Here is a 23,301-nt window from a genome sequence, read left to right as displayed (position 1 = left end):
ACGCCCCGTCGACGAGCGCCGCCCCGCACCGCATCCCGCTTCGGTCAGAGGTGCGCCCGTCACCGCGCCGGACGGGACGTCATCCGGTCGGAGCCGCGAGCGGACCGCCGTCGACGGTCGTCAGGTACTCGGCGAAGACCGGCGCCGGGTCGATGCCGCTCGCGGCCGCGTCGACCAGCGCCCGCCGGACCAGGGCGAGGACGACGGTGGCCAGGACGGCCGCCCGGTGCGGGGACGTGCGGCCGAGCCCCATACGCTCCGCGAGGAACGGCGTCAGCGCCTCCTCGCCGTCGTGCAGCGACTGCGCCCAGACGGCGCGCATCGCCGAGGTCTCGGTGAGCAGGGGGATCAGCCGGAGGGTGCGGTCGAGCTGGCGACCGGAGGCCGCCGCGGCGAAGGCGTGACCGAGCGCCGCGTTCAGCGGCTCGGCGGCCGGGCGCTCGAGGAGGGCGCGTCCCATCGCGGCGATCGCGGCGGCGAGCACCGGGCGCACGCAGTCCTCCTTCCCGCCGAGGTACCGGTGGAAGGTCCGGAGGGAGACGCCGGCCGCATGGGCGAGCTCGCCCGTGCCGACCCCGACGACGCTCCCGCGCTCGAGCAGACGGGCGACGCAGCGCTCCGAGAGCGCCAGCGCCAGGACGCCGCCGGGCGCGCTCACGCGATCCTCTGCAGTGCTGCGGCGAGGGCGGCCGCGAGGTCGCCGCGACCGACGACCTCGACGGCGTCGAGGCCCTGCCAGGCCGCCGCCTCGACCAGCAGTGCGGCGAGCCGCTCCGGCGTGTCGGCCGGGGCCCCCGGCTCGAGCCAGGCGGCCTGCACGAGGAGGATCCGGCGCTTGCGCTCGCTCTTGAGGTCGACCCGGGCGGCGATCACGTCGTCGAGGAGCACGGGGAGGACGTAGTAGCCGTGGACCCGCTGCTCGGCCGGGGTGTAGATCTCGATCCGGTAGTGGAAGCCGAAGAACAGCTCGGCTCTCGGCCGGTGCCAGACCACGGGGTCGAACGGCGAGAGGAGCGCGTCCGCCCGGAGCGTGCGGGGGCGTCGGGCATCGACGTGCCGCCAGAGCGGCACGGGTCGCCCGCCCCGCTCCCAGCCGCGCACCTCGACGCGCTCGAGCTCGCCCGCCTCGACCAGCTCGTCGATCGCGACGCGCGTGGGGGACTGGAGCAGCCGGTGGTAATCGGCCAGGTCGCCGAGGGTGCCGATCCCATGGGCCCGGGCCGCCCGGCGCACGAGCTCGCGGACGGCATCGGGGAGGGGCACGTCGGCGTCGAGCACCGCGCTCGGGAGGAGCCGCTCGGCGAGACCGTAGGAGCGCTCGAAGCGCGTGCGCCCCGCCGTCACCACCTCGCCCCAGCGGAACAGGACCTCGAGGCCGCGCTTGATGTCGGACCAGCCCCACCAGGGGCCCGTGCGGACGTTGGCCTCGTGCTCGATCTCGGAGGCGCGGAGGGGACCGTCGGCGAGCGCGGAGCGGAGCCAGTCGAGGGTGGCGCGGTTCTCGTGGGCCCAGCCCTCGTGCTCGGGCAGGCGGACCCGGCGGTAGTGCTCCATCCGCCAGCGGTAGAGCGGGAGGTCCTCGCGGCGGACGAGGGCGGCCTCGTGGGCCCAGTACTCGACGTAGGGGCCGTCGGGGGAGAAGGCCGCGGCGTCGAGGAGGGAGCGATCGTACGGGCCGAGCCGCGCGAGCAGCGGCAGGTAGTGGCTCCGCTCGAAGACGTTCACCGAGTCGAGCTGGAGCGGGCGGATCCGGTCCACGGCGGCGCGCACCCGGCGCGCGTCGACCCGGGACGGACGGGGGACGCCGAACCCCTGCGCCGCCAGGGCGATGCGGCGCGCCAGCGCGGCGGAGAGCTGCTCGGTCATGGTCCGCCCACGCTAGCGAACGCCCCCGACATCGCCGTCCCCGATTCGGCCCCCGGCGTTCGCCCGGCATTCACCGCCGCGCTCCCTCGCCGACTCGCGGCGCTCCTACCGTGCCCGAGGCCGTCCCACCGGGGCGGCCCACCCGACTCCTGGAGGACCCTTGACCATTCAGCGCCTGTCGCGCGCCGCCGCGGTCGCCGCCGCCGGCACCGCCCTCGTCTTCACACTCTCGGCCTGCTCCGGCGGCGCCACCGCCTCGTCCGACGGCGGCGGCGCGGACGCGGCGTCCGCCACGTCCGCCGCGGACCTCGGCGGGCTGGACGCCCTGGTCGAGGCCGCGAAGGCCGAGGGCGAGCTCAACGTCATCGCCCTGCCCGACACCTGGGCGAACTACGGCGAGCTGATCAGCGGCTTCGAGGACGAGTACGGCATCACCGTGAACTCCGCCGACCCCGACGTCTCCTCCGCGGAGGAGATCAGCACGGCGGAGAACCTCGCCGGGCAGGACACCGCTCCCGACGTGTTCGACCTCGGGCCGGCCGTCGCTCTGGCGAACACGGACATGTTCGCGCCGTACAAGGTCGAGTCCTGGGACGACATCCCCGAGGGGAACAAGGAGGAGTCGGGCCTCTGGGTCAACGACTACACCGGCCTGATGTCGATCGGGTTCGACGCGGCCGCGGTGCCTGCGCCCACGTCGCTCGAGGACCTCCTCGGCGCCGACTACCGCGGCTCGGTCGCGATCAACGGCGACCCGACCCAGGCGGGAGCCGCCGCGGCCGCGGTGCAGCTCGCGGCTCTCCAGTCCGGCGGCTCCGCCGACGACGTCCAGGCGGGGATCGACTTCTTCGAGAAGCTGAACGACGCCGGCAACTTCCTGCCGCTGGACCCGACCGACGCCACCATCGCCTCGGGCGAGACCCCTGTCGTCTTCGACTGGAGCTACAACAACCTCGCCGCCGGGAAGGCGAACGAGGGCACCCGCGAGTGGACGACGACCGTCCTCCCGGGCTCCGCCGTCGGCAGCTACTACAACCAGGCGGTCAACGCCGACGCTCCGCACCCGGCGGCCGCGCGGCTCTGGCAGGAGTACCTCTACTCCGACGCCGCGCAGAACCTCTACCTCGCCGCCGGCGCCTACCCGGTGCGCCTGGCCGCGATGACCGAGGCCGGCACGGTCGACCAGGACGCGCTCTACGCCGTCGGCGCCGCTCCCTCCGACCTCGTCCAGTTCACGGAGGAGCAGACCGAGGCGGCCTCGTCGCTCCTCGCCGAGAAGTGGGCCGCGGCGATCCAGTGACCACCGCTCCCGCCGAGGCCGTCTCCGGGGCGTCCGCGCCCCGGGGACGGCGCGGCACCCCGGCCGTGCTGGGCGTCGCCCCCTTCGCGCTCTACGTCCTGCTGTTCCTGGCCGTCCCCACGGTCCTCGCAGTGGCGACCGGATTCACGGACGGAGACGGCCGCTTCACCACGGCGAACGTGCTGGCGCTCGGGGATCCCGTCGTGCTATCCGCCTTCGGCGCGTCGCTCGGGCTCTCGGCCGTGACCGCCGTCGTCGGCGCGGTGCTGGGCGCGGTCGTGTGCCTGGCCCTGCTCGGCTCCGATCCGCGCGGGGCGCTCCGAACCGTCGTCGATGCGGCGGCGAGCGTCCTCGCGCAGTTCGGCGGTGTGATGCTCGCGTTCGCCTTCATCGCGACGATCGGCGTGCAGGGGCTGGTGACCACCCTCCTCGCGGGAGCGGGCGTCGACCTCTACGCCGACGGCGTGTGGCTCTACCAGCTGCCCGGGCTCGTCCTGCCCTACCTCTACTTCCAGGTGCCCCTGATGGTGCTCACGTTCCTGCCCGCGCTCGAGGGCCTGCGCCCGGAGTGGGCCGAGGCGAACGCGGTGCTCGGCGGGGGCCGGCTCGGCTACTGGCTGCACGTGGCCCTCCCGGTGCTGGCGCCGTCGTTCCTCGGCTGCGTGCTGCTGCTGTTCGCGAACGCGTTCTCCTCCTTCGCCACCGCGGCGGCGCTGATCAGCCAGGGCGCGCAGATCGTCCCCCTGCAGATCCGCGCCGCGCTGGTCAGCGAGACGGTGCTGGGCCGTGAGAACCTCGCGGGCGCCCTCGCGCTCGGGATGCTCGCGGTGATGGTGGTCCTGATGTCCGGGTACGCGCTGCTGCAGCGCCGGGCCCGGCGGTGGCAGCGATGAGGCTAGCGCGGCTCCTGTCCGGGGCGGTGCTCGTGATCACCGGGCTGGTGTTCGCCGTCCCGATCGTCGCGATGGCGGAGTTCACGCTCCGCGGCGCCGGCGGCCACGACCTCTCGCACTGGACGGCGATCCTCGACCCGGAGAACGAGCGCGCCTACCGCTCGCTGTTCCGGGGGATCGGAAACTCGCTGGTCCTCGCCGTCGTCACCGCCCTCATCGTCCTGGTCCTGCTGGTGCCGACGATGCTGCTCGTCGAGATCCGGCTCCCGCGCCTGCGCCGGGCTCTGGAGCTGGTCTGCCTGCTCCCGCTGACCGTGCCCGCCATCGTCCTCGTCGTCGGCCTCGCGCCGGTCTACTCCGTGGTCACCCGGCTCGCCGGCTCCGCGCCGTGGACGCTCGCTCTCGCCTACGGGGTGCTGGTCCTGCCCTACGCCTACCGCGCCGTGGCGGCGGACCTCGCCGGTCTCGACGCCGTGACGCTCTCGGAGGCGGCCCGCTCGCTCGGCGCGGGCCCGCTCGCGGTGCTCGGGAGGGTCCTCCTGCCGAACCTGCGCCGGGGCCTGGTCGCGGCCGCGCTGATCACCGTCGCAGTCGTTCTCGGCGAGTACACGATCGCCTCGCTCCTCAGCCGCACCACCCTCCAGACCGGCCTGGTGCAGGTGTCGAAGTCCGACGCCTACGTCGCCGTGATCTTCTCGCTGCTCTCGCTCCTCTTCGCCTTCGCCCTCCTGCTCGGGATCGGCCGCCTCGCGCGGATCGGCCTGCCGACGGGCCGGGCGCGCTCCTCGAAAGGCTCCTCGTGACCGCTCCCACCCTCCCCGGCGCCCGCGTGCGCTTCGTCGACGTGGAGCGGCACTACGGCTCCGCGCGAGCGCTCGACGGCGTCTCGTTCGACGTGGCCCCGGGTGAGTTCATCGCGCTGCTCGGCCCCTCCGGCTGCGGCAAGACCACAGCCCTGCGCGCCCTCAGCGGTCTCGAGCGGATCGACGCGGGGCGGATCCTCGTCGACGAGGAGGACGTCGCCCACGTCCCCGTCGCGAAGCGCGACATGGGCATGGTCTTCCAGTCGTACTCGCTCTTCCCGCACCTGCGGGCGCGCGAGAACGTCGAGTTCGGGCTGCGCACCCGGGGAGTCGGGGCGCGCGAACGCCGGGCGGCCGCGGGGGAGGCGCTGGAGGTCGTGGGCCTCGGCGCCCTCGGCGACCGCTACGCGCACGAGCTCTCCGGCGGCCAGCAGCAGCGGGTGGCGCTCGCGCGCGCCCTCGTCACGCGGCCGCGGGTGCTGCTGCTGGACGAGCCCCTGTCGGCACTGGACGCGAAGGTCCGCGTCCAGCTGCGCGACGAGATCAAGCGCCTGCAGTCCGAGATCGGCATCACCACGTTCTTCGTCACGCACGACCAGGAGGAGGCGCTCGCCGTCGCCGACCGCGTCGCGGTGATGAACGCCGGGCGGATCGAGCAGCTGGGCGCGCCGGAGGACCTCTACGCGCGCCCGGCGACCGCCTTCACGGCCCGCTTCGTCGGCCTCTCGACGGTGGTCACGGGGACGGTCTCGTCGGGATCGGTCCTCGCGCTCGGCGTGCGCCTGCCGCTCGTCGACGCGGCGGCGGCGGACGGGCCCGTGTCGGTGTTCCTCCGCCCCGAGGACCTCGCCGTCGTGGCCGACGGCGCTCCCGACTCCCTGCCCGGAGTCGTCCTCGCCTCGAGCTTCCTGGGGCCGGTGCGGCGCTCGACAGTCCGGCTGTCGACGGGCGAGGAGGTCACCGTCCAGCACGCGTCGGGGCACCGCCTCGAGTCGGGGGAGCGGGTCGGCGTGCTGCCCGCGCGGCGCCCGGTCGCGGTCGGTCCGGCACCGGAGCAGGCGGCGGTCGGCGCCGCCGCATGAGCACTCCCCGGGGATACCGCGCGGGGTATGCGCCGGGGCCTAGTCTGGGCAGATGAGACTCGGCAGGTCCCGCCGCACCTCCGGCCCGCGCGCCGTCCAGCCCGCCGCGCCCGTCGCCCCGGCCGCCCCCTCCCGGCCCGCTCCCGTCGCCGATTCGGCCTTCGTGAGCGACGGGATGCGCATCGCCGGCGCCTGGGCCTGGCGCGTCCTCGTCGTGGTCGCGGCGCTCGCGGTGCTGGTGCTGCTCGTCATCGAGCTGCGGCTGATCGTCATCCCGCTCCTGCTCGCGATCGTGATCGCCGCCCTGCTCGTGCCGTTCTCGAGCTTCCTCCAGCGCCACCGCTGGCCCAAGTGGGCGGCCGTCGTCCTGGCGGAGCTGGGGATCGTCGTGGTGATCGGCGGGCTCCTCTTCCTCGTCGTCACCCAGGTCTACTCCGGCTTCGACGACCTCAGCCGGCAGACGGTGCAGTCCTACGACGACTTCAAGGCCTTCCTCCTCGAGTCGCCGCTCCACCTCACCGAGACCGACATCAACCAGTACGCGCAGCAGGCGCTCACGGCCCTGCAGCAGGACTCGGGGATGCTGGTCAGCGGCGCGCTCAGCGTCGGCTCGACCGTCGGCCACCTGCTGACGGGCGTGCTGCTCACCCTCTTCTCGACGCTGTTCATCCTGATCGACGGGCCGAACATCTGGAGCTGGGTCGTCCGCCTCTTCCCGCGCCGCGCCCGCGGAGCCGTCGACGGCGCCGGTCGCGCAGGGTGGGTCACGCTGACCAACTTCGTGAAGGTGCAGATCCTGGTCGCCTTCGTCGACGCGGTCGGCATCGGCCTCGGCTCCTTCCTCCTCGGCGTCCCGCTGGCCATCCCGATCGGCGTGCTCGTCTTCCTCGGCTCCTTCGTGCCGGTCATCGGCGCCGTGGTGACCGGGGCGCTGGCCGTCTTCATCGCGCTGGTCTACAACGGACCGCTGATCGCGCTCTTCCTGCTGATCGTCGTCCTCGCGGTGCAGCAGCTCGAGGGCCACATCCTCCAGCCGCTGATCATGGGGTCGGCGGTCAAGGTCCACCCGCTGGCCGTCGTGCTCGCTGTGGCCGGAGGCTCGATCATCGGCGGCATCGCCGGCGCCTTCTTCGCGGTGCCCGTCGTGGCCACGCTCAACGTCATGGTCAAGTACGTCGCGAGCGGAGCCTGGCGCTCGCCGACCCGAACCCCCGAGAGAGTTGCCGCAGAGCATGCAGACTAGCCGCGTCGTCGGACCCGCCCTCCACGAGTTCGAGGCGGCCCGCGCCGTCCTCGCCCCCGTCATCGCCGCCACCCCCATGGAGACGAGCACCTTCCTCGCGCAGGTCCTCGGCTCGCCCGTGTTCCTCAAGTGCGAGAACCTCCAGCGCACCGGCTCCTACAAGATCCGCGGAGCCGTGTTCCGGATGTCGCGGCTCACCCCGGAGGAGCGGGCCCGCGGAGTCGTGGCGGCCTCGGCCGGCAACCACGCGCAGGGCGTCGCCTACGCGGCGCGGGAGCTGGGGATCAAGGCCACGATCTTCATGCCGATCGGCGTCGCGCTGCCCAAGCTCGCGGCCACCCGTGACTACGGCGCTGACGTGGTGCTGAGCGGGCACATCTTCAACGAGGCGCTCGCGGCGGCGGCGGAGTTCGCCGAGCGCACCGGCGCGGTCTTCGTTCCTCCCTACGACCACCCCGACGTGATCACCGGCCAGGGCACGGTCGGCCTCGAGATCCTCGAGCAGGCCCCCGCCGTCGAGACCATCGTGGTGCCCATCGGCGGCGGCGGCCTCATCGCCGGGGTCGCCTCGGCGGCCAAGCAGAAGGCGGCCGAGGAGGGGCGCACTCTCCGCGTCATCGGCGTGCAGGCGGCCAACGCGGCGCCGTACCCGCTCTCGCTCGCGAGCGGCGAGCCGACCGCGATCACGATCTCTCCGACGATCGCCGACGGCATAGCCGTGGCGAAGCCGGGGCAGCTGAACTTCGCGATCGTCCGCGAGATGGTGGACGAGGTCGTCACCGTCGAGGACGACGACATCGCCCGGGCTCTGCTGGTGCTGCTGGAGCGGGCGAAGCTCGTGGTGGAGCCCGCGGGCGCGGTGGGCATCGCGGCGATCCTGACGGGGAAGATCCGCGACGCCGGAGCGACCGCGGTCATCCTGTCGGGCGGCAACATCGATCCGCTGATGATGGAGCGGGTGATCAGCCGGGGCCTGGCCGCGTCGGAACGCTACCTCAAGATGAGCATCGGGCTGCCGGATCGTCCGGGGCAGCTGTCGCGCATCGCGGAGCTCATCTCGGAGGCGAACGCGAACGTGGTCGAGGTGCTGCACACCCGGCACGGCCGGGGCCTGCAGATCAGCGAGGTCGAGATCGAGATCAGCGTCGAGACCCGCGGCCCCGAGCACGCCGACCGCGTCATCCAGGTCCTCACCGACGCCGGCTACGCCCCCCGCATCTCCCGCAACTGACCGCTCGAGGGCGCCGCGGTGTTCTCCGCAGAGCGGAGGACAAAGCCGGTACCGGCGATCTCGCGCCCTCGCCGTCGCCGCGAAGCCTGCGCGGCGCTCCCGTTCGGAGAGGGCTGGTCGTGCGTCGCGGCGTTCTCCGCAAGGCGGAGGAGGAAGCGGTACCGGCGATGTCGCGCCCGACGCTGTCGCCGCGAAGCCGGCGCCCCCCCGTCTGGAGAGGGCTGGTCGTGCGTCGCGGCGTTCTCCGCAAGGCGGAGGAGGAAGCCGGTACCGGCGTTATCGCGCCCTACGCCGTCGCCGCGAAGCCGGCGCCCCGCTCCCGTTCAGAGAGGGCTGATCGTGCGTCGCGGCGTTCTCCGCAAGGCGGAGGAGGAAGCGATACCGGCGGTATCGCGCCCGACGACAACGCCGCGGAGAGCGCCGCGACGTGCGATCAGTGGCCGGACCAGGTCTCGACGTTGGCGACGCGGACCTCGATCTCCCGCCCGTTGGGTGCCGTGAAGCGGGCGGTGTCGCCGACGTTCAGGCCCATGATCGCCGATCCGAGGGGGCTCTGGGGGCTGTAGACGTCGAGGTCGCTCTCGCCCGCCATCTCGCGGTTGCCGAGGAGGAAGCGGGACTCGTCGCCGGCGATCTCGGCGGTGATGATGGTGCCGGCCTCGACGACTCCGTGGCTCTCGGGGGGCGTGCCGATCTCGGCTTCGCGGAGGAGGGAGGTCAGCTGGCGGATGCGGGCCTCGATCTTGCCCTGCTCGTCCTTCGCGGCGTGGTAGCCGCCGTTCTCCTTCAGGTCGCCCTCCTCGCGGGCGACCTCGATGCGCTTGGCGATCTCCTCGCGTCCGTTGGTGGACAGCTCGGTGAGCTCCGCCTCGAGGCGGTCGTACGACTCCTGGGTCATCCAGGTCACCTGTGACTGGTCGGCCATGGTGGGCTCCTGCTCTGCGGGCCGCGCTCGCGGCGCCCGGCAGCACCGTGCGGAGGTGTCCGCGTCCGGCGGTGGGGACGGCCGGCGTCAGGCGGCGGTGGGAATGGCGAGGCCCCGACGAGTCCGTCAGGGCTTCGGGCAAGCCTACGGGAGCCAGCAGGAGGAGATCAAACCTGTGTTCGCGAGCTCGGTGGTGCGGACGGTCTCCGTGTAGGAGCGGAAGCGCTCCGTCGAGGCGGGGTACTCCACGACCAGCCAGCCGACCACGGCGGACTGCTCGTTGAGGGCCTGGACCGCGCAGGCGACCTCGCGGCCGACGGGCGCGGTGAGGTCGAAGGAGACGGTGACGGTGCGGTCGTCCACGACCTGGTGCGCGGTGTCCTGGACGTCCACCCCGCCGCGTGCTCCGTCGAGTCCGGCCCAGACGACCCAGGCGGCGAAGACGGCGACGAAGGCGAGCGCGACACCGCCGAAGAGCCAGCGGTTCCCGCGGCGGGTGCGCGTCGTGCGGCCGTAGCGGGTGGCGAGGGGTCCAGCGGCGCGGACGGCGTCCGGATCGAGCGCGGGCGCGGCGGCTCCCTCGACGCTCTCGGACGTGCGGGCGGCCACGGAACTCCCTGGGTGATGCGTCTACTCTGGACGGGTGGCGCGCGTCCTTCGCGGACGGGAGCGCCGATCCCATTAAACCCCGAGGAATCGAGCGATCGTGTCCCAGGCCGTCGAGGTCTCCGTCGATTCGGAGGTGCGGGACACTCCGCGCCTCCTCGCCGTGCACGCCCATCCTGACGACGAGTCGAGCAAGGGCGCGGCGACGCTGGCCGCCTACGCCTCGCGGGGCGCCGAGGTCATGGTGGTCTCCTGCACCGGAGGCGAGGCCGGCTCCGTGCTGAACGAGGGCCTCGAGGCCCGCGCGCACGCCGAGCGCGACATCGGCGGCCTCCGCCGGTACGAGATGGCGGCCGCTCGCGAGGCGCTCGGCGTCGAGCACGCCTGGCTCGGCTTCGTCGACTCCGGCATGCCCGAGGACGGGAAGGTCGACGCCGCCTCGTTCGCGGGCCTGCCGCTCGCCACGGCCGCCGCTCCGCTCGTGCGCCTGGTCCGCCGGTTCCGCCCGCACGTGATCATCAGCTACGACGAGAACGGCGGCTACCCGCACCCCGACCACATCCGCGCCCACCAGGTCGCCGTCGAGGCGTACCGCGCGGCGGGCCTCGCCGAGGGGTACCGGGGCGCGGGCGCTCCGTGGTCGGTCTCGAAGCTGTACTACGACCGCGTCTTCAGCGGCCAGAAGCTGCGGGCGATCGCCGAGCACCTGCGCTCGATCGACCCGGAGGACCCGCGCCTGTCGGTCTTCGAGGAGATGAAGCGCTGGAACGAGGACACCCCGTACCTCGCGACCACGCGGGTCGTGATCTCCGGCTTCCACGATCGGCGCGATGCGGCCCTGCTCGCCCACGCCAGCCAGGTCGCTCCGGACAACGCCTTCTTCTTCCTCCCGCACGAGGCGATCGACGCCGCCTGGCCGACCGACGACTTCCAGCTCGTCGAGAGCCGGGTCGACGCGCCGACGCCCGAGACGGATCTCTTCGCCGGTCTCGACCTGGCCGAGCTCGCCCCGGGCCCGACCGCGGTCGTCCCGCCGATCGCGCCCGACCCCGAGCCCTCGGGGGACGCCCCGGTGTCCCCGGAGCCCGACGGCTCCGGCGTCGTCGTCGCCGACGAGGTGCGCGCGTGATCGCCGGGCTGCTCGAGGGCGCCCAGCGCGCCGTCGTTCTCGCCTCCACGACGGTGCCGACCCCGGGTCCCGAGTTCAACGAGGACACGGTCACGCCGGGCCTCTTCGGCTTCATCACGATGCTCGTGATCGCTCTGGCCGCCGTCCTCCTCGCGCTCGACATGGTCCGGCGCGTGCGGCGCACCACCTACACCGCCCAGGTGAAGGAGCGGCTCGACGCCGAGGAGGCGGAGCGCAGCGAGGGCTGAGCCCGGCCCGCAGCGATGGGCCCGGGCCCCGCTAGGCGTTGTAGGCGGGGTGGAGCGAGACGATCAGCGCCGCCGTCCAGTGGCAGAGGAACGCCACGGCCGTGAGCGCGTGGAAGATCTCGTGGAAGCCGAAGACGCCCGGGACCGGGTTGGGCTTCTTGATCCCGTAGATCACGGCTCCGGCGGAGTAGCAGAGCCCGCCGACGAGGACGAGCACCATCATCGTCGCGCTGGCCTCGAAGAGCGGACCGAGGTACATCACGGCCGCCCAGCCCAGCAGCAGGTAGAGCGGCACGTAGAGCCAGCGCGGCGCGCCGATCCAGAAGACGCGGAAGCCGATCCCGAGCAGCGCCCCCGCCCAGACCAGGACCAGCAGGAGCGTGCCCTGCGCGGGCGGCAGGGCGAGCACGGCCAGCGGCGTGTAGGTGCCGGCGATCAGCAGGAAGATGTTGGCGTGGTCGATCCGCTTGAGGATCATCTTCGTCCGCGGCTTCCAGTCGAAGCGGTGGTACAGAGCGGAGTTGCCGAAGAGCAGGAGCGACGTGGTCGCGAACACCGCGGCCGCCCACTTCGCCGCGGTCCCCTCCGCGACCACGATCAGCACCACTCCGGCGACGATCGCGAGCGGGAAGAGGCCGGCGTGGATCCAGCCGCGCCAGGTGGGCCGGACCTCCGCCGAGGAGTCGTGCTCGATCGCGTCCTCGACGAGGGGGAGGGCGGGCAGGTCCGGGCCGTCCGCTCCGACGGCGTCTCCGCCGCGGACGGTGCGGGCGCGGGGATCGGACGGGGGAGGCGTCGGCCGCTGGCTCATGCCGGACAGACTACGACGCCGTCCCGGGCCGACGCCGAGCGCCGCCGGGCTTCGAGGAGCGCCCCGGGTCGACTACCGTGTCACTGTGCCGAAGCCGAGACTGCCTGTGGGAAGGGACCTCCTCTACGGCGTCTACAAGAAGCGCCTCCGCTCGAGCCTTCCCCCCGACTCCCTGCCGAACCACGTCGCGATGATCATCGACGGCAACCGGCGCTGGGCGCGGCAGCGGGCCCTCGAGACCGCCGCGCACGGCCACCGGGCCGGCGCCGCCAAGGTGCACGAGTTCCTGCAGTGGTGCGACGAGCTCGGCGTGCGCCACGTCACCCTCTACCTGCTCTCGCAGGACAACCTCGTCGGCCGCGACAGCAGCGAGCTGTCCGAGCTGATCGCGATCATCGCCGACCTCGCCGAGGAGGTCTCCCAGCAGCCCGACTGGCGCGTGCAGCACGTCGGCTCCGACGAGGGCCTCCCGCCCTCGCTCGTGGCCGCGCTCGACACGGCGGAGGCGCGCACCGCCTCCCACACGGGCCTGCACGTCAATCTCGCGGTCGGCTACGGCGGGCGGCACGAGATCGCCCAGGCCGTGCGGAGCATCCTGGAGGAGCACGGCAAGCGCGGCTCCTCCATCGAGGACGTCGCGGGCCTGCTGACCCCGGAGCTCATCGGCGAGCACCTGTACACCAGCGGGCAGCCCGACCCCGATCTGGTCATCCGCACCTCGGGGGAGCAGCGCCTCTCCGACTTCATGCTCTGGCAGAGCGCGCACAGCGAGTTCTACTTCATGGAGGCGCTCGGCCCCGACATCCGCGAGGTCGACTTCCTCCGCGCGCTCCGCGATTACGCCGGACGGCACCGCCGCTTCGGCAGCTGACCTCGCGGCTCCTGCCGCACCACCGACCGGAAGGGCCGGCATGAGCTCGAACGAGGCCACCTCCACCACGACCGAGGACTACCTCGCCGGTTTCGGCGAGGAGACCGGGTACCTCGACTTCGGCCGGGTGGGCCCGCTCTCGGCGACCGTCGCCGCCGAGCAGGAGGCGGCCGTCGAGCTGCTGGTGCGCGCGCGCAGCGGCACCCTCGACGAGCTGTTCCGGCAGGACGTGCGCGTCCGGGAGGCGGCGGCGGCGCTCGTGCGCGTCCCCGCCGACAGCGTCGTCTTCCAGCCCAACACCTCGACCGGCCTCCTGCACGCGCTGTTCGGCGCCTCGGGCGCGGTGCTGCTGTCGGCCGCGGAGTTCCCGAGCCTGCCGTTCGCGGCGGTGCGCTCGGCGCAGGCTCTCGGCTCGGTGGAGCCCCGCTGGCTGCGGACCGAGCAGGGACGGGTGACGCCGGAGGCGGTCCGCGAGCAGCTCACGGACGACGTGACGACCGTCGCGGTGAGCCTGGTCGACTCCCGCACGGGCTACCTCGCGGACGTCGCGGCGATCCGGGACGTGATCGGCGACCGGATGCTCGTCCTCGACGCGATCCAGGGCTTCGGCGTCGTCGACGCGCCCTACGAGCTGGCGGACGTGGTCGTCACCGGCGGCCAGAAGTGGCTCCGCGCCGGCTGGGGGACGGGCTTCCTCGCGCTCAGCGAGCGGGCGCTGTCGCGGCTGACCCCGGTGCTCTCCGGCTGGACGGGATCGGAGCAGGCGGAGCCGTGGGACGAGGTGGCTCCGCCGCGCGGCGACGCCCGCGCCTTCAGCATCAGCAACCCGGACCCGATCGCCCAGGCCCGGCTCGCGTCGGCGCTGGAGGAGGTCGCCGCGGTCGGGCAGTCGACGATCGCCGCGCTCGTGGCGGAGCGGGTCAGCGCGATCGTCGACCTCGCGGACGAGTTCGGGCTGGCGGTCGTGGGCTCCCGCGGCGAGCACGAGCGCGCCGGCATCGTGGTCGTCGAGCCGGAGCCGGAGGAACTGGCCCCGCTGGCGGCCTCCCTCGCCGCGCACGGCGTCACCGCGCGCCTGCGTCCGAGCACCGTCCGCTTCAGCGCGCACGCCGGCACCACCGACGCGACCCTCGCGCTGCTCCGCGCCGCCCTGATCTCGTCGGCCACGAGCATCGACTACTAGGCCGGATTCCGCGCGTTCACACACTGGTTACACATTCGTAGCGGTGAGAAGCACACGGATGTCATTCGCCGGGTTAGGTTCGAGTCATCAGGTACAGCGCCTGGTCGAGACGGCCACAGAAGTACGGCTCGACATCGCGCAGACGCCGAAGGGACACTGCGCGGTGCACGACACGCACCGATGAGACCGGCTCGAGGACATGAGCCGGGGGCTCCGGCCCCCGGAGTGTGGAGAGTCGTCGTGACAGTTCCCCAGGGCATGGATCCGCAGACCGGGACGCAGGGCGGCGTCCACCGCCGTGTCCAGCACGGCTCCTCGGATCCGGCCGATCAGCTCCTCCGCACCTACGTCCTGGACACCTCGGTGCTGCTGTCGGATCCGTCCTCGATGTTCCGGTTCGCGGAGCACGCCGTCGTGCTGCCGATCGTCGTCATCAGCGAGCTCGAGGGCAAGCGCAACGATCCCGAGATCGGCTACTTCGCCCGGCAGGCCCTGCGCCGCCTCGACGAGCTGCGCGTGCAGCACGAGCGCCTCGACTTCCCCATCGCCGTCGGCCGCGGCGGCACGCTCCGCGTCGAGCTCAACCACTCGAACATGTCGGTGCTGCCGAGCGGGCTCCAGATGGGCGACAACGACGCGAGGATCCTCGCCGTCGCGCTCAACCTGCAGAGCGAGGGCGCCGCGGTCACCGTCGTGTCCAAGGACATGCCGATGCGCGTGAAGGCCGCCTCCATCGGCCTCGCCGCGGAGGAGTACCTGGCCGAGCAGGCCCCCGAGTCCGGTTGGACCGGCATGGACGACGTGACGCTCGGCGGCGACGCGATGAGCGAGCTCTACGACCGCGAGCGGCTCTTCACGGACGTCGTGGCCGACATCCCGGTCAACACCGGACTCGTCGTCCACTCCGACCGCGGCTCCGCTCTCGCGAGGGTCACCGGCAAGCGGCAGATCACGCTGGTCCGCGGCGACAAGGACGTGTTCGGCCTGCACGGGCGGTCGGCGGAGCAGCGGCTCGCGATCGACCTGCTGCTCGACCCGGAGGTCGGCATCGTCTCGCTCGGCGGCCGGGCCGGCACCGGCAAGTCGGCGCTGGCGCTCTGCGCGGGCCTGGAGGCGGTGCTGGAGAAGCGCCAGCACAAGAAGATCATGGTCTTCCGGCCGCTCTACGCGGTGGGCGGCCAGGACCTCGGCTTCCTGCCCGGCGACGCGGCCGAGAAGATGAACCCCTGGGCGCAGGCGGTCTTCGACACGCTCGGGGCGCTGGTGTCGCAGAACGTGCTCGACGAGGTGATCGAGCGCGGGATGCTCGAGGTGCTGCCGCTCACGCACATCCGCGGGCGCTCGCTGCACGACGCGTTCGTGATCGTCGACGAGGCGCAGTCGCTGGAGCGGAACGTCCTGCTCACGGTGCTCTCGCGGGTCGGGCAGAACTCCCGGGTGGTGCTGACCCACGACGTGGCGCAGCGCGACAACCTCCGGGTCGGCCGGCACGACGGGGTCGCCTCCGTGATCGAGACGCTGAAGGGCCACCCGCTGTTCGCGCACGTCACGCTGACCCGCTCCGAGCGCTCGGCGATCGCCGCTCTGGTCACCGAGATGCTGGAGTCGAACGAGCTCGCCTGACGGGCTCGCCGTGCGTCCGGCCCGTGGGATCCGAGGATCCCCTGGCCGGGCGCGTCCCTGCAGGGCACCGGGGCGTAGCGTGGACGGGTGAGCATCCTCGACGACGCGCTCCTCGAGCGCTTCCGCACCCGCGCGGCCGACTACGACGAGCGCAACGCGTTCTGCGCGGACGACCTGGAGGAGCTGCGCTCGATCGGCTACCTGGCGCTGCTCGTCCCCGAGGAGCTCGGCGGTGCCGGCCTCGGCCTGGAGCAGGCGGCCGCCGAGCAGACGCGCCTCGCGACGGCCGCGCCCGCGACCGCGCTCGCCGTCAACATGCACCTGGTCTGGACCGGGATCGCGCGACTCCTGCTCGAGCGGGGCGACGACTCCCTCCGCTCGGTCCTCGTCGACGCCGCGGCGGGTCACGTCTTCGCCTTCGGCAACAGCGAGGCGGGCAACGACCTGGTGCTCTCGGACTCGCTGACGCGGGCGGAGCCGCTCGGGGACGGCGGCTACCGCTTCACCGGCACGAAGGTCTTCACCTCCCTCGCGCCCGCCTGGACGCGGCTCGGCGTGTTCGGCCGCGACGACAGTGGGTCGGAGCCGCGGCTCGTGCACGGTTTCGTGCACCGTGAGAGCCCGGAGTCTCCGGTCGCCGGGCTCGAGGTCCGCGACGACTGGGACACGCTCGGCATGCGGGCGACCCACAGCCGCACGACGGTGCTCGGCGGCGTCGTCGTCCCGGCCGAGCGGATGATCCGCTCGCTGCCCGTCGGACCGACCGCCGACCCCTTCGTCTTCGCCGTCTTCGCGGCCTTCGAGCTGCTGATCTCCTCGGTCTACCTCGGTGTCGCGCAGCGCGCGCTCGAGCTCGCCGTCGCCTCCGTCCGCCGACGGACCTCCCTCCGGGCGGGAGGGCGGCCACTGGCGGAGGACCCCGAGGTGCGGCACCGGGTGGCTGAGACCGGGATGCTGCTCGACGGGCTCGAGGCGCCCCTGCGCTCGGCGGCGGCCGACGTGGACGCGCTCGTCGACCGGGGCGCGCGCTGGTTCCCGTCGCTGGTGGGGGTGAAGATCCGCACCACGGAGGGAGCGCTCCGCGTGGTCGAGAGCGCCGTCCGGATCGCGGGCGGCTCGGCGTATCAGCGCCGGTCGGAGCTCGGTCGCCTCTACCGCGACGTGCTCGCCGGGCAGTTCCACCCCTCCGACGACGCGTCGGCGCACGGCGCCTGGGCGTCGCTCCTGCTGGGACCGCTGCCGCCGCACGACTGAGGCCGGGGATGGGACCCGCTGCCGCCCGAGCACGCCGGCGGGCCGCCCTGTGGAGAACTCCGACGCCCCGAGGGCGTCGCCCCCTAGTCTCGGCGGATGCTCCGCGGATCTCTGCTCGACTGGGCCGCCCTGCTCCTCGGCGCCCTGGTGCTCCTCCTGATCGGGGCCCCGCACCTCGGTCGGGCGCCCGGCCTCGTCCCGGTGGCGCTCGTGAGCGTGCCGTTGGTGCTGGCGGACGTGCGCGGGCACCGGCTCCCGAACGCGGTCACGCTCCCGCTGCTGGTGGTCGGAGCCGTCCTCGCGCCCACGGAGGGGACGCTTGTCGCCGTCCTCGCGACGGTGCTGTGCCTGGGCGTGCTGCATGCGGCGGGCGGGCTGGGTCTCGGCGACGTGAAGCTCCAGGCGGCCCTCGCACCGCCGCTCGCGGCTCTCGGACCCGAGCAGGTCGTCGCCGCGCCCGCTGTCGGCTTCGCGGTGGCAGGGCTGTGGGTGCTCGTGCTGCGCGTCCGCGGACGGGTCGCGTTCGGACCGTTCCTGCTCGCGGGATTCTGGCTGGTGCTCTGACGGCCCGCCTCCGCGCCGAGCGCAGGGACGGGCCGTCGGAGGGCCGGGCTCAGCCGGGGTGGGTCATCGACATGACGTCGAGGGCGCTGTCGAGCTGCTCCTCCGTCACCTCGCCGCGCTCGACGAAGCCGAGGTCCACGACCGACTCGCGGACGGTGATCCCCTTGGCGACCGAGTTCTTCGCGACCTTGGCGGCGGCCTCGTAGCCGATCACCTTGTTGAGCGGCGTGACGATCGAGGGGGAGGACTCGGCGAGGGCGCGGGCGTGCTCGACGTCGGCCTCGAGGCCGTCGACGGTCTTGTCGGCGAGCAGCACGGCGGAGTTCGCGAGCAGGCGGATCGACTCCAGCAGCGCCGTCCCCATGACGGGGATCGCGACGTTGAGCTCGAAGGCACCGGAGGCGCCGGCCCAGGCGATGGTGGCGTCGTTGCCGATCACGCGCGCGCAGACCATGAGGACGGCCTCCGGGATCACCGGGTTCACCTTGCCGGGCATGATCGAGGATCCGGGCTGGAGGTCGGGGATCCGCAGCTCTCCGAGGCCGGTGTTGGGGCCGGAGCCCATCCAGCGGAGGTCGTTGTTGATCTTGGTCAGGCTCACCGCGAGCACGCGCAGCGCTCCGGAGGCCTCGACCAGCGAGTCCCGCGCGCCCTGGGCCTCGAAGTGGTTGCGGGCCTCGGTGACGGGAAGGCCCGTCTCCTCCGCGAGGCGCGCGATGACCTTCTGCGGGAAGCCGGCGGGGGTGTTGATCCCGGTGCCGACCGCGGTGCCGCCGAGCGGGACCTCGGCGACGCGGGGGAGCGCCGACTGCACGCGCTCGATGCCGAGGCGGATCTGCGCGGCGTAGCCGCCGAACTCCTGGCCGAGCGTGACGGGGGTGGCGTCCATCAGGTGGGTGCGGCCGGCCTTGACGACCTCGGCCCACTGCTCCGCCTTGACCTCGAGCGACTCGGCGAGCTGCTCGAGCGAGGGGATCAGCGACTCGATGAGCGCGCCGGTGACGGCGACGTGGACCGAGGTGGGGAACACGTCGTTGGAGGACTGCGAGGCGTTGACGTGGTCGTTCGGGTGCACGGTGCGGCCGAGGGCCGTGGTCGCCAGCGAGCCCAGCACCTCGTTCATGTTCATGTTCGAGGACGTGCCCGAGCCGGTCTGGTACACGTCGATCGGGAAGTGCGCGTCGTAGCCGCCCCCGACGACGAGGTCGGCCGCGTCGGCGATCGCCGTGGCGATGTCGGCGTCGAGCACGCCCAGCTCGGCGTTGGCCAGCGCCGCCGCCTTCTTGATGCGGGCGAGGGCCGCGATCTGGGCAGGCTCGAGGCCCGCACCGGAGATCGGGAAGTTCTCGACCGCCCGCTGGGTCTGCGCGGCGTAGAGGGCGTCGCGGGGGACCCGCACCTCGCCCATCGTGTCGTGCTCGATGCGGAAGTCGCCGGAGTCGTCGGTCGGGGAGTGATCCACCACGCTGTGTTCGTCCTTGTCTGATCGGTTGGTGCTGTGCTGTCCGGAGCCGCTCACGCGGGATCCGATCCCACCGCGCTCGGAGCGGCGGCGGAGGAGGCCGAGCCGGAGTCGCGCTCCAGCTCGGAGACGTAGGGGCTGAGCTCGGGCGGATCGATGCCGAGCACGACATCGGACATCACGGTGCCGTCCGAGAGCCGGTAGTTGGCGCCCACGAGGGCGAGCCGCCCGGTCGCGACAGCGTCGGCGATCAGCGGGGAGCGCTGGAGCAGCTCGGCGACCGTGTCGCGCAGGTGCTCGCGGCCGACGGCCAGCGCGTCGGTCGCCGACGGGTCGACGAGCACGCGGCCGTCCGGCTGAGCGCCCACGAGGCGGCGCACCGCGGGGATGATCGGCTCGATCAGGTGCTCGATGTGCGGGGGGAGCCGCTCGGCGCCGGGCGCCTGCGACTGGATCGCCGCCCGGACCGCTCCGCACTCGTCGTGGCCGAGCACGAGCAGCACCTTCACGCCGAGGACGGCGACACCGTACTCCAGCGAGCCGATGATGGAGTCCGCGATCACCTGGCCGGCGTTGCGGACGACGAAGAGGTCGCCGAGCCCCAGGTCGAAGATGATCTCGGCCGCGAGGCGGGAGTCGCTGCAGCCGAAGAGCGCGGCGAGCGGGGCCTGCGCGGCGGCGAGCTCGGCGCGGCGCTCGACGTCCTGGCGGGGGTGGCGGGGCTCGCCGGCGACGAAGCGCTGGTTGCCGCGGAGCATCTCCTTCCAGACCCACGCCGGCGGGCGGGACTCGCGGGGGACGGTGCTGCTGGTTCCGAGGCTCATCGGGACTCCTCCTGGCCGATCTGCGGGGTGATGGCATCGACGACCAGGCGGATCTCGTCCGTCGGGGCCGTGCCGTAGACGAGGTAGGTGCTGGAGCCCTCCGTCGTCTCGAGTGCGTAGGGCGTGTTGCCGGTGTCGTCGCCGGAGTCGCGGTGGTCGTAGACGGTCCAGTCGCGGCCGTCGATCGTCTCGACGCCGGTCGCCGCCCGGCGGTCGAGTTGCGTCGCGACCCAGGCCGCGTCCGCGTCGAGCCCCTGGCTCAGGCCGATGTAGCCCGCCTTCGGGGTGATCAGGCCGACGTACCAGTAGTCGGTGCCGTTCTCGCGGCGGAGCTCGGCCGCGTTGGCCTTCCAGCCCTCGGGCAGGGAGGGCACGGCGAGCGTCTGCTCCTCGCCCAGCTGGACCTGTGCGGCGACGCGGGGGACGTCGACCGAGGAGAGCTCCACGGTGTCGCCGCGGGGGACGAGCAGGACGATGAGCGCTACGGCGCCGACGGTCGCGAGCAGCGAGAAGACGAGGTTGTTGACCGTCTTGCGCTGACGGTAGAGCCGGGAGTTCTCGGCCTTGCGTGCGGCCGTCTCGGCGGCCGTCTCCGGGCGCCCGAGCTCGGCGACGACCCGCGCGGGCTTCGCGCGGCTCATCCGGCGGCCGCCCCTCCGGAGCGGGTCGCGTCCAGCCGGGCGCGTGCTCCGATCAGCCACTCCTCGCAGCGGGCGGCGAGGGCCTCGCCGCGCTCCCACAGGGCGAGCGAGCGCTCGAGGGTGGAGCTGCCCTGCTCGAGCTCGGACACGACGCGGACGAGCTCGTCGCGCGCCTGCTCGTAGGAGAATCCCGAGACGTCGGAGTCGGTCGCCGGGGCGTCGGGGGAGTCGGGCATGGGTCTGATCCTATCGATCGGGGCTGAGGGGGGACGGGTGGCGCGGCGGGCTCAGGACCGGCCGGCGGGATCGCCGGTGGGCCCCTCGGAGCGGGCGCCGACGGCCCCCTCCGCGAGCGTGAGGACGAGTGCGCCGCCGGCCGGCGCCTCACCGGGCGCCCGGACGACGTGCCCGGCCGCGTTCTGGACGATCGCGTAGCCGCGGTCGAGGGTGTGCTGGGGGGAGAGGGCGCGCAGGTGGCCGTGCAGGCGCTCGACCTCGAGGTGCGCGCGCTCGAGGCGGCGGTCCACCAGCTCGGCGCCGCGCGCGACCCAGCGGGTCAGCTCCTCGGCGTGCCGGTCGACCAGCACGTGCGGCTGGGCGAGCACCGGCCGCGAGCGCAGCTGCGAGAGCCGGTCGATCTCGTGCGAGACGAGCCCGCTCACGCGGCCGGTCATCCGCAGCCGGGCCTGCTGCACGCGCAGCAGCTCGTCGGAGACGTCGGGCACGACCCTCTTCGCGGCGTCGGTGGGAGTGGAGGCGCGCAGGTCGGCGACGTCGTCGAGCAGCGGGCGGTCGGCCTCGTGGCCGATCGCGCTGACGACCGGAGTGGAGCAGGCGGCGACGGCGCGCACGAGCGCCTCGTCGCTGAAGCCGAGCAGGTTCTGGAAGTCGCCGCCTCCGCGGGCGATCACGATCACGTCGATGCTGTCGTCGGCCTCGAGGGTCCGCAGGGCCGAGAGCACCTCCGGGACCGTCCGGTCGCCCTGCACGGCCGAGTGGACCACCCGGAAGCGCACGGCCGGCCAGCGCAGCTGCGCGTTCCGCAGCACGTCCTTCTCGGCGTCCGAGTCCTTGCCGGTGATGAGGCCCACGCCGTGCGGGAGGAACGGCAGCGGCTTCTTGCGGGAGGCGTCGAACAGCCCCTCCGACGCCAGCTGCCGGCGGAGCCGCTCGAGCTTCTCGAGCAGATCGCCCAGGCCGACGTGGCGCATCTCGAAGACCTGCATCGAGAGCGTGCCGCCCTTGACCCAGTAGTTGGGCTTCACCAGCGCGATGACCCGATCGCCCTGCTTGAGGTCGGCCGGGAGGCGGCTCCGCACCGACGACCAGACGGTGAAGCCGACCGTCGCGTCTCCGGACAGGTCCTTCAGCTTCCCGTAGACGTTGCCGCCGGACGCGCCCCACTGGGTGATCTCGCCCTCGACCCACGCGGTCCCGAGGCGCTCGATCCAGCCCTTGATCTTGCTGGCGAGCAGGCCGACCGGCCAGGGTGCGTCGGCGGTGGGTGGGGCGTCGGTCATCGCTGCCTCTGCTCGGAGGGACGGGGGGAGCGGGAGTGCCCTCCCGCGACGACAACGGTACGGGACGGGTCCGACACCGGGACGGCCCGGGCACAGGATGCACCACGTAGAATCAGGGGGTGAGCCAAGTCCCGATCAGCCTGCCCATGCCGCGCATGCCCCGCGCCACAGGGCGTCTGCGCGACGTCCCCGTCGAGGGCCGCAAGCGCCTCCTCCTCGCCGCGCCCCGCGGCTACTGCGCCGGAGTCGACCGCGCGGTCGTCGCCGTCGAGAAGGCCATCGAGCACTACGGTGCCCCGGTCTACGTGCGCAAGCAGATCGTGCACAACGTGCACGTCGTCTCCACGCTCGAGAGCCAGGGCGCCATCTTCGTCGACGAGGTCGACGAGGTGCCCGAGGGATCGCACATCGTCTTCAGCGCGCACGGCGTCTCACCGGCCGTCGTCCAGGGCGCGGCCGACCGCAATCTTCAGGCGATCGACGCGACCTGCCCCCTGGTGACGAAGGTGCACCGCGAGGCCGTCCGCTTCGCGCGCGACGACTTCGAGATCCTCCTCATCGGCCACGAGGGCCACGAGGAGGTCGAGGGCACCGCGGGCGAGGCCCCCGATCACGTCACCCTCGTCGGCAGCCCCGACGACGTGCCGAACATCGTCGTGAAGGACCCGGACAAGGTCGTCTGGCTCTCGCAGACGACGCTCTCGGTCGACGAGACGATGGAGACGGTGCGCCGCCTCCGCGAGCGCTTCCCCAACCTGCAGGACCCGCCGAGCGACGACATCTGCTACGCCACGCAGAACCGCCAGGTCGCGATCAAGAAGGTCGCCGCGGGCGCTGAGCTGGTCATCGTCGTCGGCTCCGCGAACTCCTCCAACTCCGTGCGCCTCGTCGAGGTCGCCCTCGAGTACGGCGCGAAGGCCGCCTACCGGGTCGACTATGCGAGCGAGATCAAGCAGGAGTGGCTCGAGGGCATCCGCACCGTCGGCGTCACCAGCGGCGCCTCGGTGCCCGAGGTGCTCGTCCAGGAGGTCCTCGACGACCTCGCCGCCGCCGGGTACGGCGACGTCGAGGAGGTCAAGACCGCGGAGGAGGACCTGATGTTCTCGCTCCCCAAGGAGCTGCGCAAGGACGTCGCCGGCAAGCGCGACGCCCGCGGCGTCGGTGGACGCATCAGCGCGGGAGCGGGCGCCTAGAGCGTTCCGGCCCGGACACGGAAGAGGCC

Annotated in this window: 24 protein-coding genes; 14 read left to right on the top strand and 10 right to left on the bottom strand. The window is 73.1% G+C overall.

Annotation, left to right across the window (positions count from 1 at the left end):
• Positions 1 to 79: 79 nt before the first annotated feature.
• Together C5C39_RS03575 and C5C39_RS03570 are read right to left on the bottom strand one after the other, a co-directional pair.
• Complete coding sequence (locus tag C5C39_RS03575) at positions 80 to 658, bottom strand: TetR/AcrR family transcriptional regulator (protein WP_104268437.1); 579 nt, start codon at positions 656 to 658, stop codon at positions 80 to 82.
• Positions 655 to 1,866, bottom strand: coding sequence for a winged helix-turn-helix domain-containing protein (locus C5C39_RS03570; protein ID WP_104352690.1), 1,212 nt, complete (start codon positions 1,864 to 1,866; stop codon positions 655 to 657). Before C5C39_RS03570 ends, C5C39_RS03575 begins: the two co-directional genes overlap by 4 nt.
• A 160-nt stretch (positions 1,867 to 2,026) precedes the next feature.
• Between C5C39_RS03570 and C5C39_RS03565 the strand changes: the two genes are divergently transcribed.
• Genes C5C39_RS03565 through ilvA form a run of 6 tightly spaced genes read left to right on the top strand, consistent with a single transcriptional unit; the run spans position 2,027 to position 8,418 of the window.
• Positions 2,027 to 3,166 (top strand): ABC transporter substrate-binding protein, encoded by a 1,140-nt coding sequence (locus C5C39_RS03565; RefSeq protein ID WP_104352689.1) that lies wholly within the window; start codon positions 2,027 to 2,029, stop codon positions 3,164 to 3,166.
• Positions 3,163 to 4,059, top strand: coding sequence for an ABC transporter permease subunit (locus C5C39_RS03560; protein ID WP_104272694.1), 897 nt, complete (start codon positions 3,163 to 3,165; stop codon positions 4,057 to 4,059). Before C5C39_RS03565 ends, C5C39_RS03560 begins: the two co-directional genes overlap by 4 nt.
• Complete coding sequence (locus C5C39_RS03555; protein WP_104352688.1) at positions 4,056 to 4,862, top strand: ABC transporter permease; 807 nt, start codon at positions 4,056 to 4,058, stop codon at positions 4,860 to 4,862. Before C5C39_RS03560 ends, C5C39_RS03555 begins: the two co-directional genes overlap by 4 nt.
• Entirely contained in the window at positions 4,859 to 5,944 is a 1,086-nt protein-coding gene (locus tag C5C39_RS03550) for an ABC transporter ATP-binding protein (RefSeq protein ID WP_104352687.1), read from the top strand. The genes C5C39_RS03555 and C5C39_RS03550 overlap by 4 nt, the downstream gene beginning before the upstream one ends.
• Before the next feature lie 52 nt (positions 5,945 to 5,996).
• Positions 5,997 to 7,187 carry an AI-2E family transporter gene (locus C5C39_RS03545; protein ID WP_104225517.1) on the top strand — a complete coding sequence of 397 codons (1,191 nt, stop codon included), beginning with the start codon at positions 5,997 to 5,999 and terminating at the stop codon, positions 7,185 to 7,187.
• A complete protein-coding gene (ilvA, locus tag C5C39_RS03540) occupies positions 7,177 to 8,418 on the top strand; it encodes a threonine ammonia-lyase (RefSeq protein ID WP_104224429.1) in 1,242 nt (413 codons plus the stop codon). Before C5C39_RS03545 ends, ilvA begins: the two co-directional genes overlap by 11 nt.
• Before the next feature lie 433 nt (positions 8,419 to 8,851).
• On the opposite strand, the gene greA is transcribed toward ilvA, so the two are convergent.
• Together greA and C5C39_RS03530 are read right to left on the bottom strand one after the other, a co-directional pair.
• A complete protein-coding gene (gene greA, locus C5C39_RS03535) occupies positions 8,852 to 9,343 on the bottom strand; it encodes a transcription elongation factor GreA (RefSeq protein WP_104225519.1) in 492 nt (163 codons plus the stop codon).
• A 144-nt stretch (positions 9,344 to 9,487) separates the two neighbouring features.
• Complete coding sequence (locus C5C39_RS03530; protein WP_104224427.1) at positions 9,488 to 9,952, bottom strand: DUF4307 domain-containing protein; 465 nt, start codon at positions 9,950 to 9,952, stop codon at positions 9,488 to 9,490.
• Positions 9,953 to 10,049: 97 nt separating this feature from the next.
• Here C5C39_RS03530 and mca point away from each other — a divergent pair, with 97 nt between their 5' ends.
• A complete protein-coding gene (gene mca / locus C5C39_RS03525) occupies positions 10,050 to 11,078 on the top strand; it encodes a mycothiol conjugate amidase Mca (RefSeq protein WP_258075764.1) in 1,029 nt (342 codons plus the stop codon).
• A complete protein-coding gene (locus tag C5C39_RS03520) occupies positions 11,075 to 11,326 on the top strand; it encodes a hypothetical protein (protein ID WP_244230611.1) in 252 nt (83 codons plus the stop codon). Before mca ends, C5C39_RS03520 begins: the two co-directional genes overlap by 4 nt.
• Positions 11,327 to 11,357: 31 nt before the next feature.
• Here the strand turns inward: C5C39_RS03520 and C5C39_RS03515 are convergent, their stop codons facing one another.
• Positions 11,358 to 12,137 carry a hemolysin III family protein gene (locus tag C5C39_RS03515; RefSeq protein ID WP_104249532.1) on the bottom strand — a complete coding sequence of 260 codons (780 nt, stop codon included), beginning with the start codon at positions 12,135 to 12,137 and terminating at the stop codon, positions 11,358 to 11,360.
• 106 nt (positions 12,138 to 12,243) lie between these two features.
• On the opposite strand from C5C39_RS03515, the gene C5C39_RS03510 reads away from it, so the two are divergent.
• The 5 genes from C5C39_RS03510 (at position 12,244) to C5C39_RS03490 (ending at position 17,632) form a co-directional block, all read left to right on the top strand.
• Positions 12,244 to 13,008 carry an isoprenyl transferase gene (locus tag C5C39_RS03510; RefSeq protein ID WP_308471206.1) on the top strand — a complete coding sequence of 255 codons (765 nt, stop codon included), beginning with the start codon at positions 12,244 to 12,246 and terminating at the stop codon, positions 13,006 to 13,008.
• A 40-nt stretch (positions 13,009 to 13,048) separates the two neighbouring features.
• The gene (locus C5C39_RS03505; protein WP_104352686.1) at positions 13,049 to 14,191 is read left to right on the top strand and encodes an aminotransferase class V-fold PLP-dependent enzyme; all 1,143 of its coding nucleotides are present in this window, start codon (positions 13,049 to 13,051) and stop codon (positions 14,189 to 14,191) included.
• A gap of 258 nt (positions 14,192 to 14,449) precedes the next feature.
• Positions 14,450 to 15,814, top strand: a complete 1,365-nt coding sequence (locus C5C39_RS03500) for a PhoH family protein (protein WP_104224423.1) — start codon at positions 14,450 to 14,452, stop codon at positions 15,812 to 15,814.
• A gap of 87 nt (positions 15,815 to 15,901) precedes the next feature.
• Complete coding sequence (locus C5C39_RS03495) at positions 15,902 to 17,068, top strand: acyl-CoA dehydrogenase family protein (protein WP_104352685.1); 1,167 nt, start codon at positions 15,902 to 15,904, stop codon at positions 17,066 to 17,068.
• A 96-nt stretch (positions 17,069 to 17,164) separates the two neighbouring features.
• Complete coding sequence (locus C5C39_RS03490; protein WP_104352684.1) at positions 17,165 to 17,632, top strand: prepilin peptidase; 468 nt, start codon at positions 17,165 to 17,167, stop codon at positions 17,630 to 17,632.
• Positions 17,633 to 17,681: 49 nt separating this feature from the next.
• On the opposite strand, the gene C5C39_RS03485 is transcribed toward C5C39_RS03490, so the two are convergent.
• The 5 genes from C5C39_RS03485 to xseA are packed head-to-tail and all read right to left on the bottom strand — an operon-like array spanning position 17,682 to position 22,079.
• Positions 17,682 to 19,097, bottom strand: a complete 1,416-nt coding sequence (locus tag C5C39_RS03485; protein ID WP_104224420.1) for an aspartate ammonia-lyase — start codon at positions 19,095 to 19,097, stop codon at positions 17,682 to 17,684.
• 50 nt (positions 19,098 to 19,147) lie between these two features.
• Complete coding sequence (locus tag C5C39_RS03480; protein WP_208543312.1) at positions 19,148 to 19,918, bottom strand: carbonic anhydrase; 771 nt, start codon at positions 19,916 to 19,918, stop codon at positions 19,148 to 19,150.
• Positions 19,915 to 20,559, bottom strand: coding sequence for a DUF4245 domain-containing protein (locus C5C39_RS03475; protein ID WP_104225525.1), 645 nt, complete (start codon positions 20,557 to 20,559; stop codon positions 19,915 to 19,917). The genes C5C39_RS03480 and C5C39_RS03475 overlap by 4 nt, the downstream gene beginning before the upstream one ends.
• Complete coding sequence (locus C5C39_RS03470) at positions 20,556 to 20,795, bottom strand: exodeoxyribonuclease VII small subunit (protein WP_104352683.1); 240 nt, start codon at positions 20,793 to 20,795, stop codon at positions 20,556 to 20,558. Before C5C39_RS03470 ends, C5C39_RS03475 begins: the two co-directional genes overlap by 4 nt.
• A 51-nt stretch (positions 20,796 to 20,846) precedes the next feature.
• Complete coding sequence (xseA, locus tag C5C39_RS03465; protein WP_104352682.1) at positions 20,847 to 22,079, bottom strand: exodeoxyribonuclease VII large subunit; 1,233 nt, start codon at positions 22,077 to 22,079, stop codon at positions 20,847 to 20,849.
• 146 nt (positions 22,080 to 22,225) lie between these two features.
• On the opposite strand from xseA, the gene C5C39_RS03460 reads away from it, so the two are divergent.
• Positions 22,226 to 23,272: a 4-hydroxy-3-methylbut-2-enyl diphosphate reductase gene (locus C5C39_RS03460; protein WP_104352681.1), complete on the top strand. Its 1,047-nt coding sequence runs from the start codon at positions 22,226 to 22,228 to the stop codon at positions 23,270 to 23,272.
• The last annotated feature ends 29 nt before the right edge of the window (positions 23,273 to 23,301 follow it).

It is taken from the genome of Rathayibacter sp. AY1F3 (genome assembly GCF_002931975.1).
Lineage (GTDB): Bacteria > Actinomycetota > Actinomycetes > Actinomycetales > Microbacteriaceae > Rathayibacter.
Note: the sequence above shows the minus strand (reverse complement) of the source record. Positions and strands in the feature narration are given on the sequence as shown.

Coding starts and splice junctions, on each gene's coding strand:
- C5C39_RS03570 (WP_104352690.1), bottom strand. CDS start 1,866: ATGACCGAGCAGCTCTCCGCCGCGCTGGCGCGCCGCATCGCCCTGGCG.
- C5C39_RS03555 (WP_104352688.1), top strand. CDS start 4,056: ATGAGGCTAGCGCGGCTCCTGTCCGGGGCGGTGCTCGTGATCACCGGG.
- C5C39_RS03545 (WP_104225517.1), top strand. CDS start 5,997: ATGAGACTCGGCAGGTCCCGCCGCACCTCCGGCCCGCGCGCCGTCCAG.
- ilvA (WP_104224429.1), top strand. CDS start 7,177: ATGCAGACTAGCCGCGTCGTCGGACCCGCCCTCCACGAGTTCGAGGCG.
- greA (WP_104225519.1), bottom strand. CDS start 9,343: ATGGCCGACCAGTCACAGGTGACCTGGATGACCCAGGAGTCGTACGAC.
- C5C39_RS03515 (WP_104249532.1), bottom strand. CDS start 12,137: ATGAGCCAGCGGCCGACGCCTCCCCCGTCCGATCCCCGCGCCCGCACC.
- C5C39_RS03505 (WP_104352686.1), top strand. CDS start 13,049: ATGAGCTCGAACGAGGCCACCTCCACCACGACCGAGGACTACCTCGCC.
- C5C39_RS03500 (WP_104224423.1), top strand. CDS start 14,450: ATGGATCCGCAGACCGGGACGCAGGGCGGCGTCCACCGCCGTGTCCAG.
- C5C39_RS03490 (WP_104352684.1), top strand. CDS start 17,165: ATGCTCCGCGGATCTCTGCTCGACTGGGCCGCCCTGCTCCTCGGCGCC.
- C5C39_RS03480 (WP_208543312.1), bottom strand. CDS start 19,918: ATGAGCCTCGGAACCAGCAGCACCGTCCCCCGCGAGTCCCGCCCGCCG.
- C5C39_RS03475 (WP_104225525.1), bottom strand. CDS start 20,559: ATGAGCCGCGCGAAGCCCGCGCGGGTCGTCGCCGAGCTCGGGCGCCCG.
- C5C39_RS03470 (WP_104352683.1), bottom strand. CDS start 20,795: ATGCCCGACTCCCCCGACGCCCCGGCGACCGACTCCGACGTCTCGGGA.
- xseA (WP_104352682.1), bottom strand. CDS start 22,079: ATGACCGACGCCCCACCCACCGCCGACGCACCCTGGCCGGTCGGCCTG.
- C5C39_RS03460 (WP_104352681.1), top strand. CDS start 22,226: ATGCCGCGCATGCCCCGCGCCACAGGGCGTCTGCGCGACGTCCCCGTC.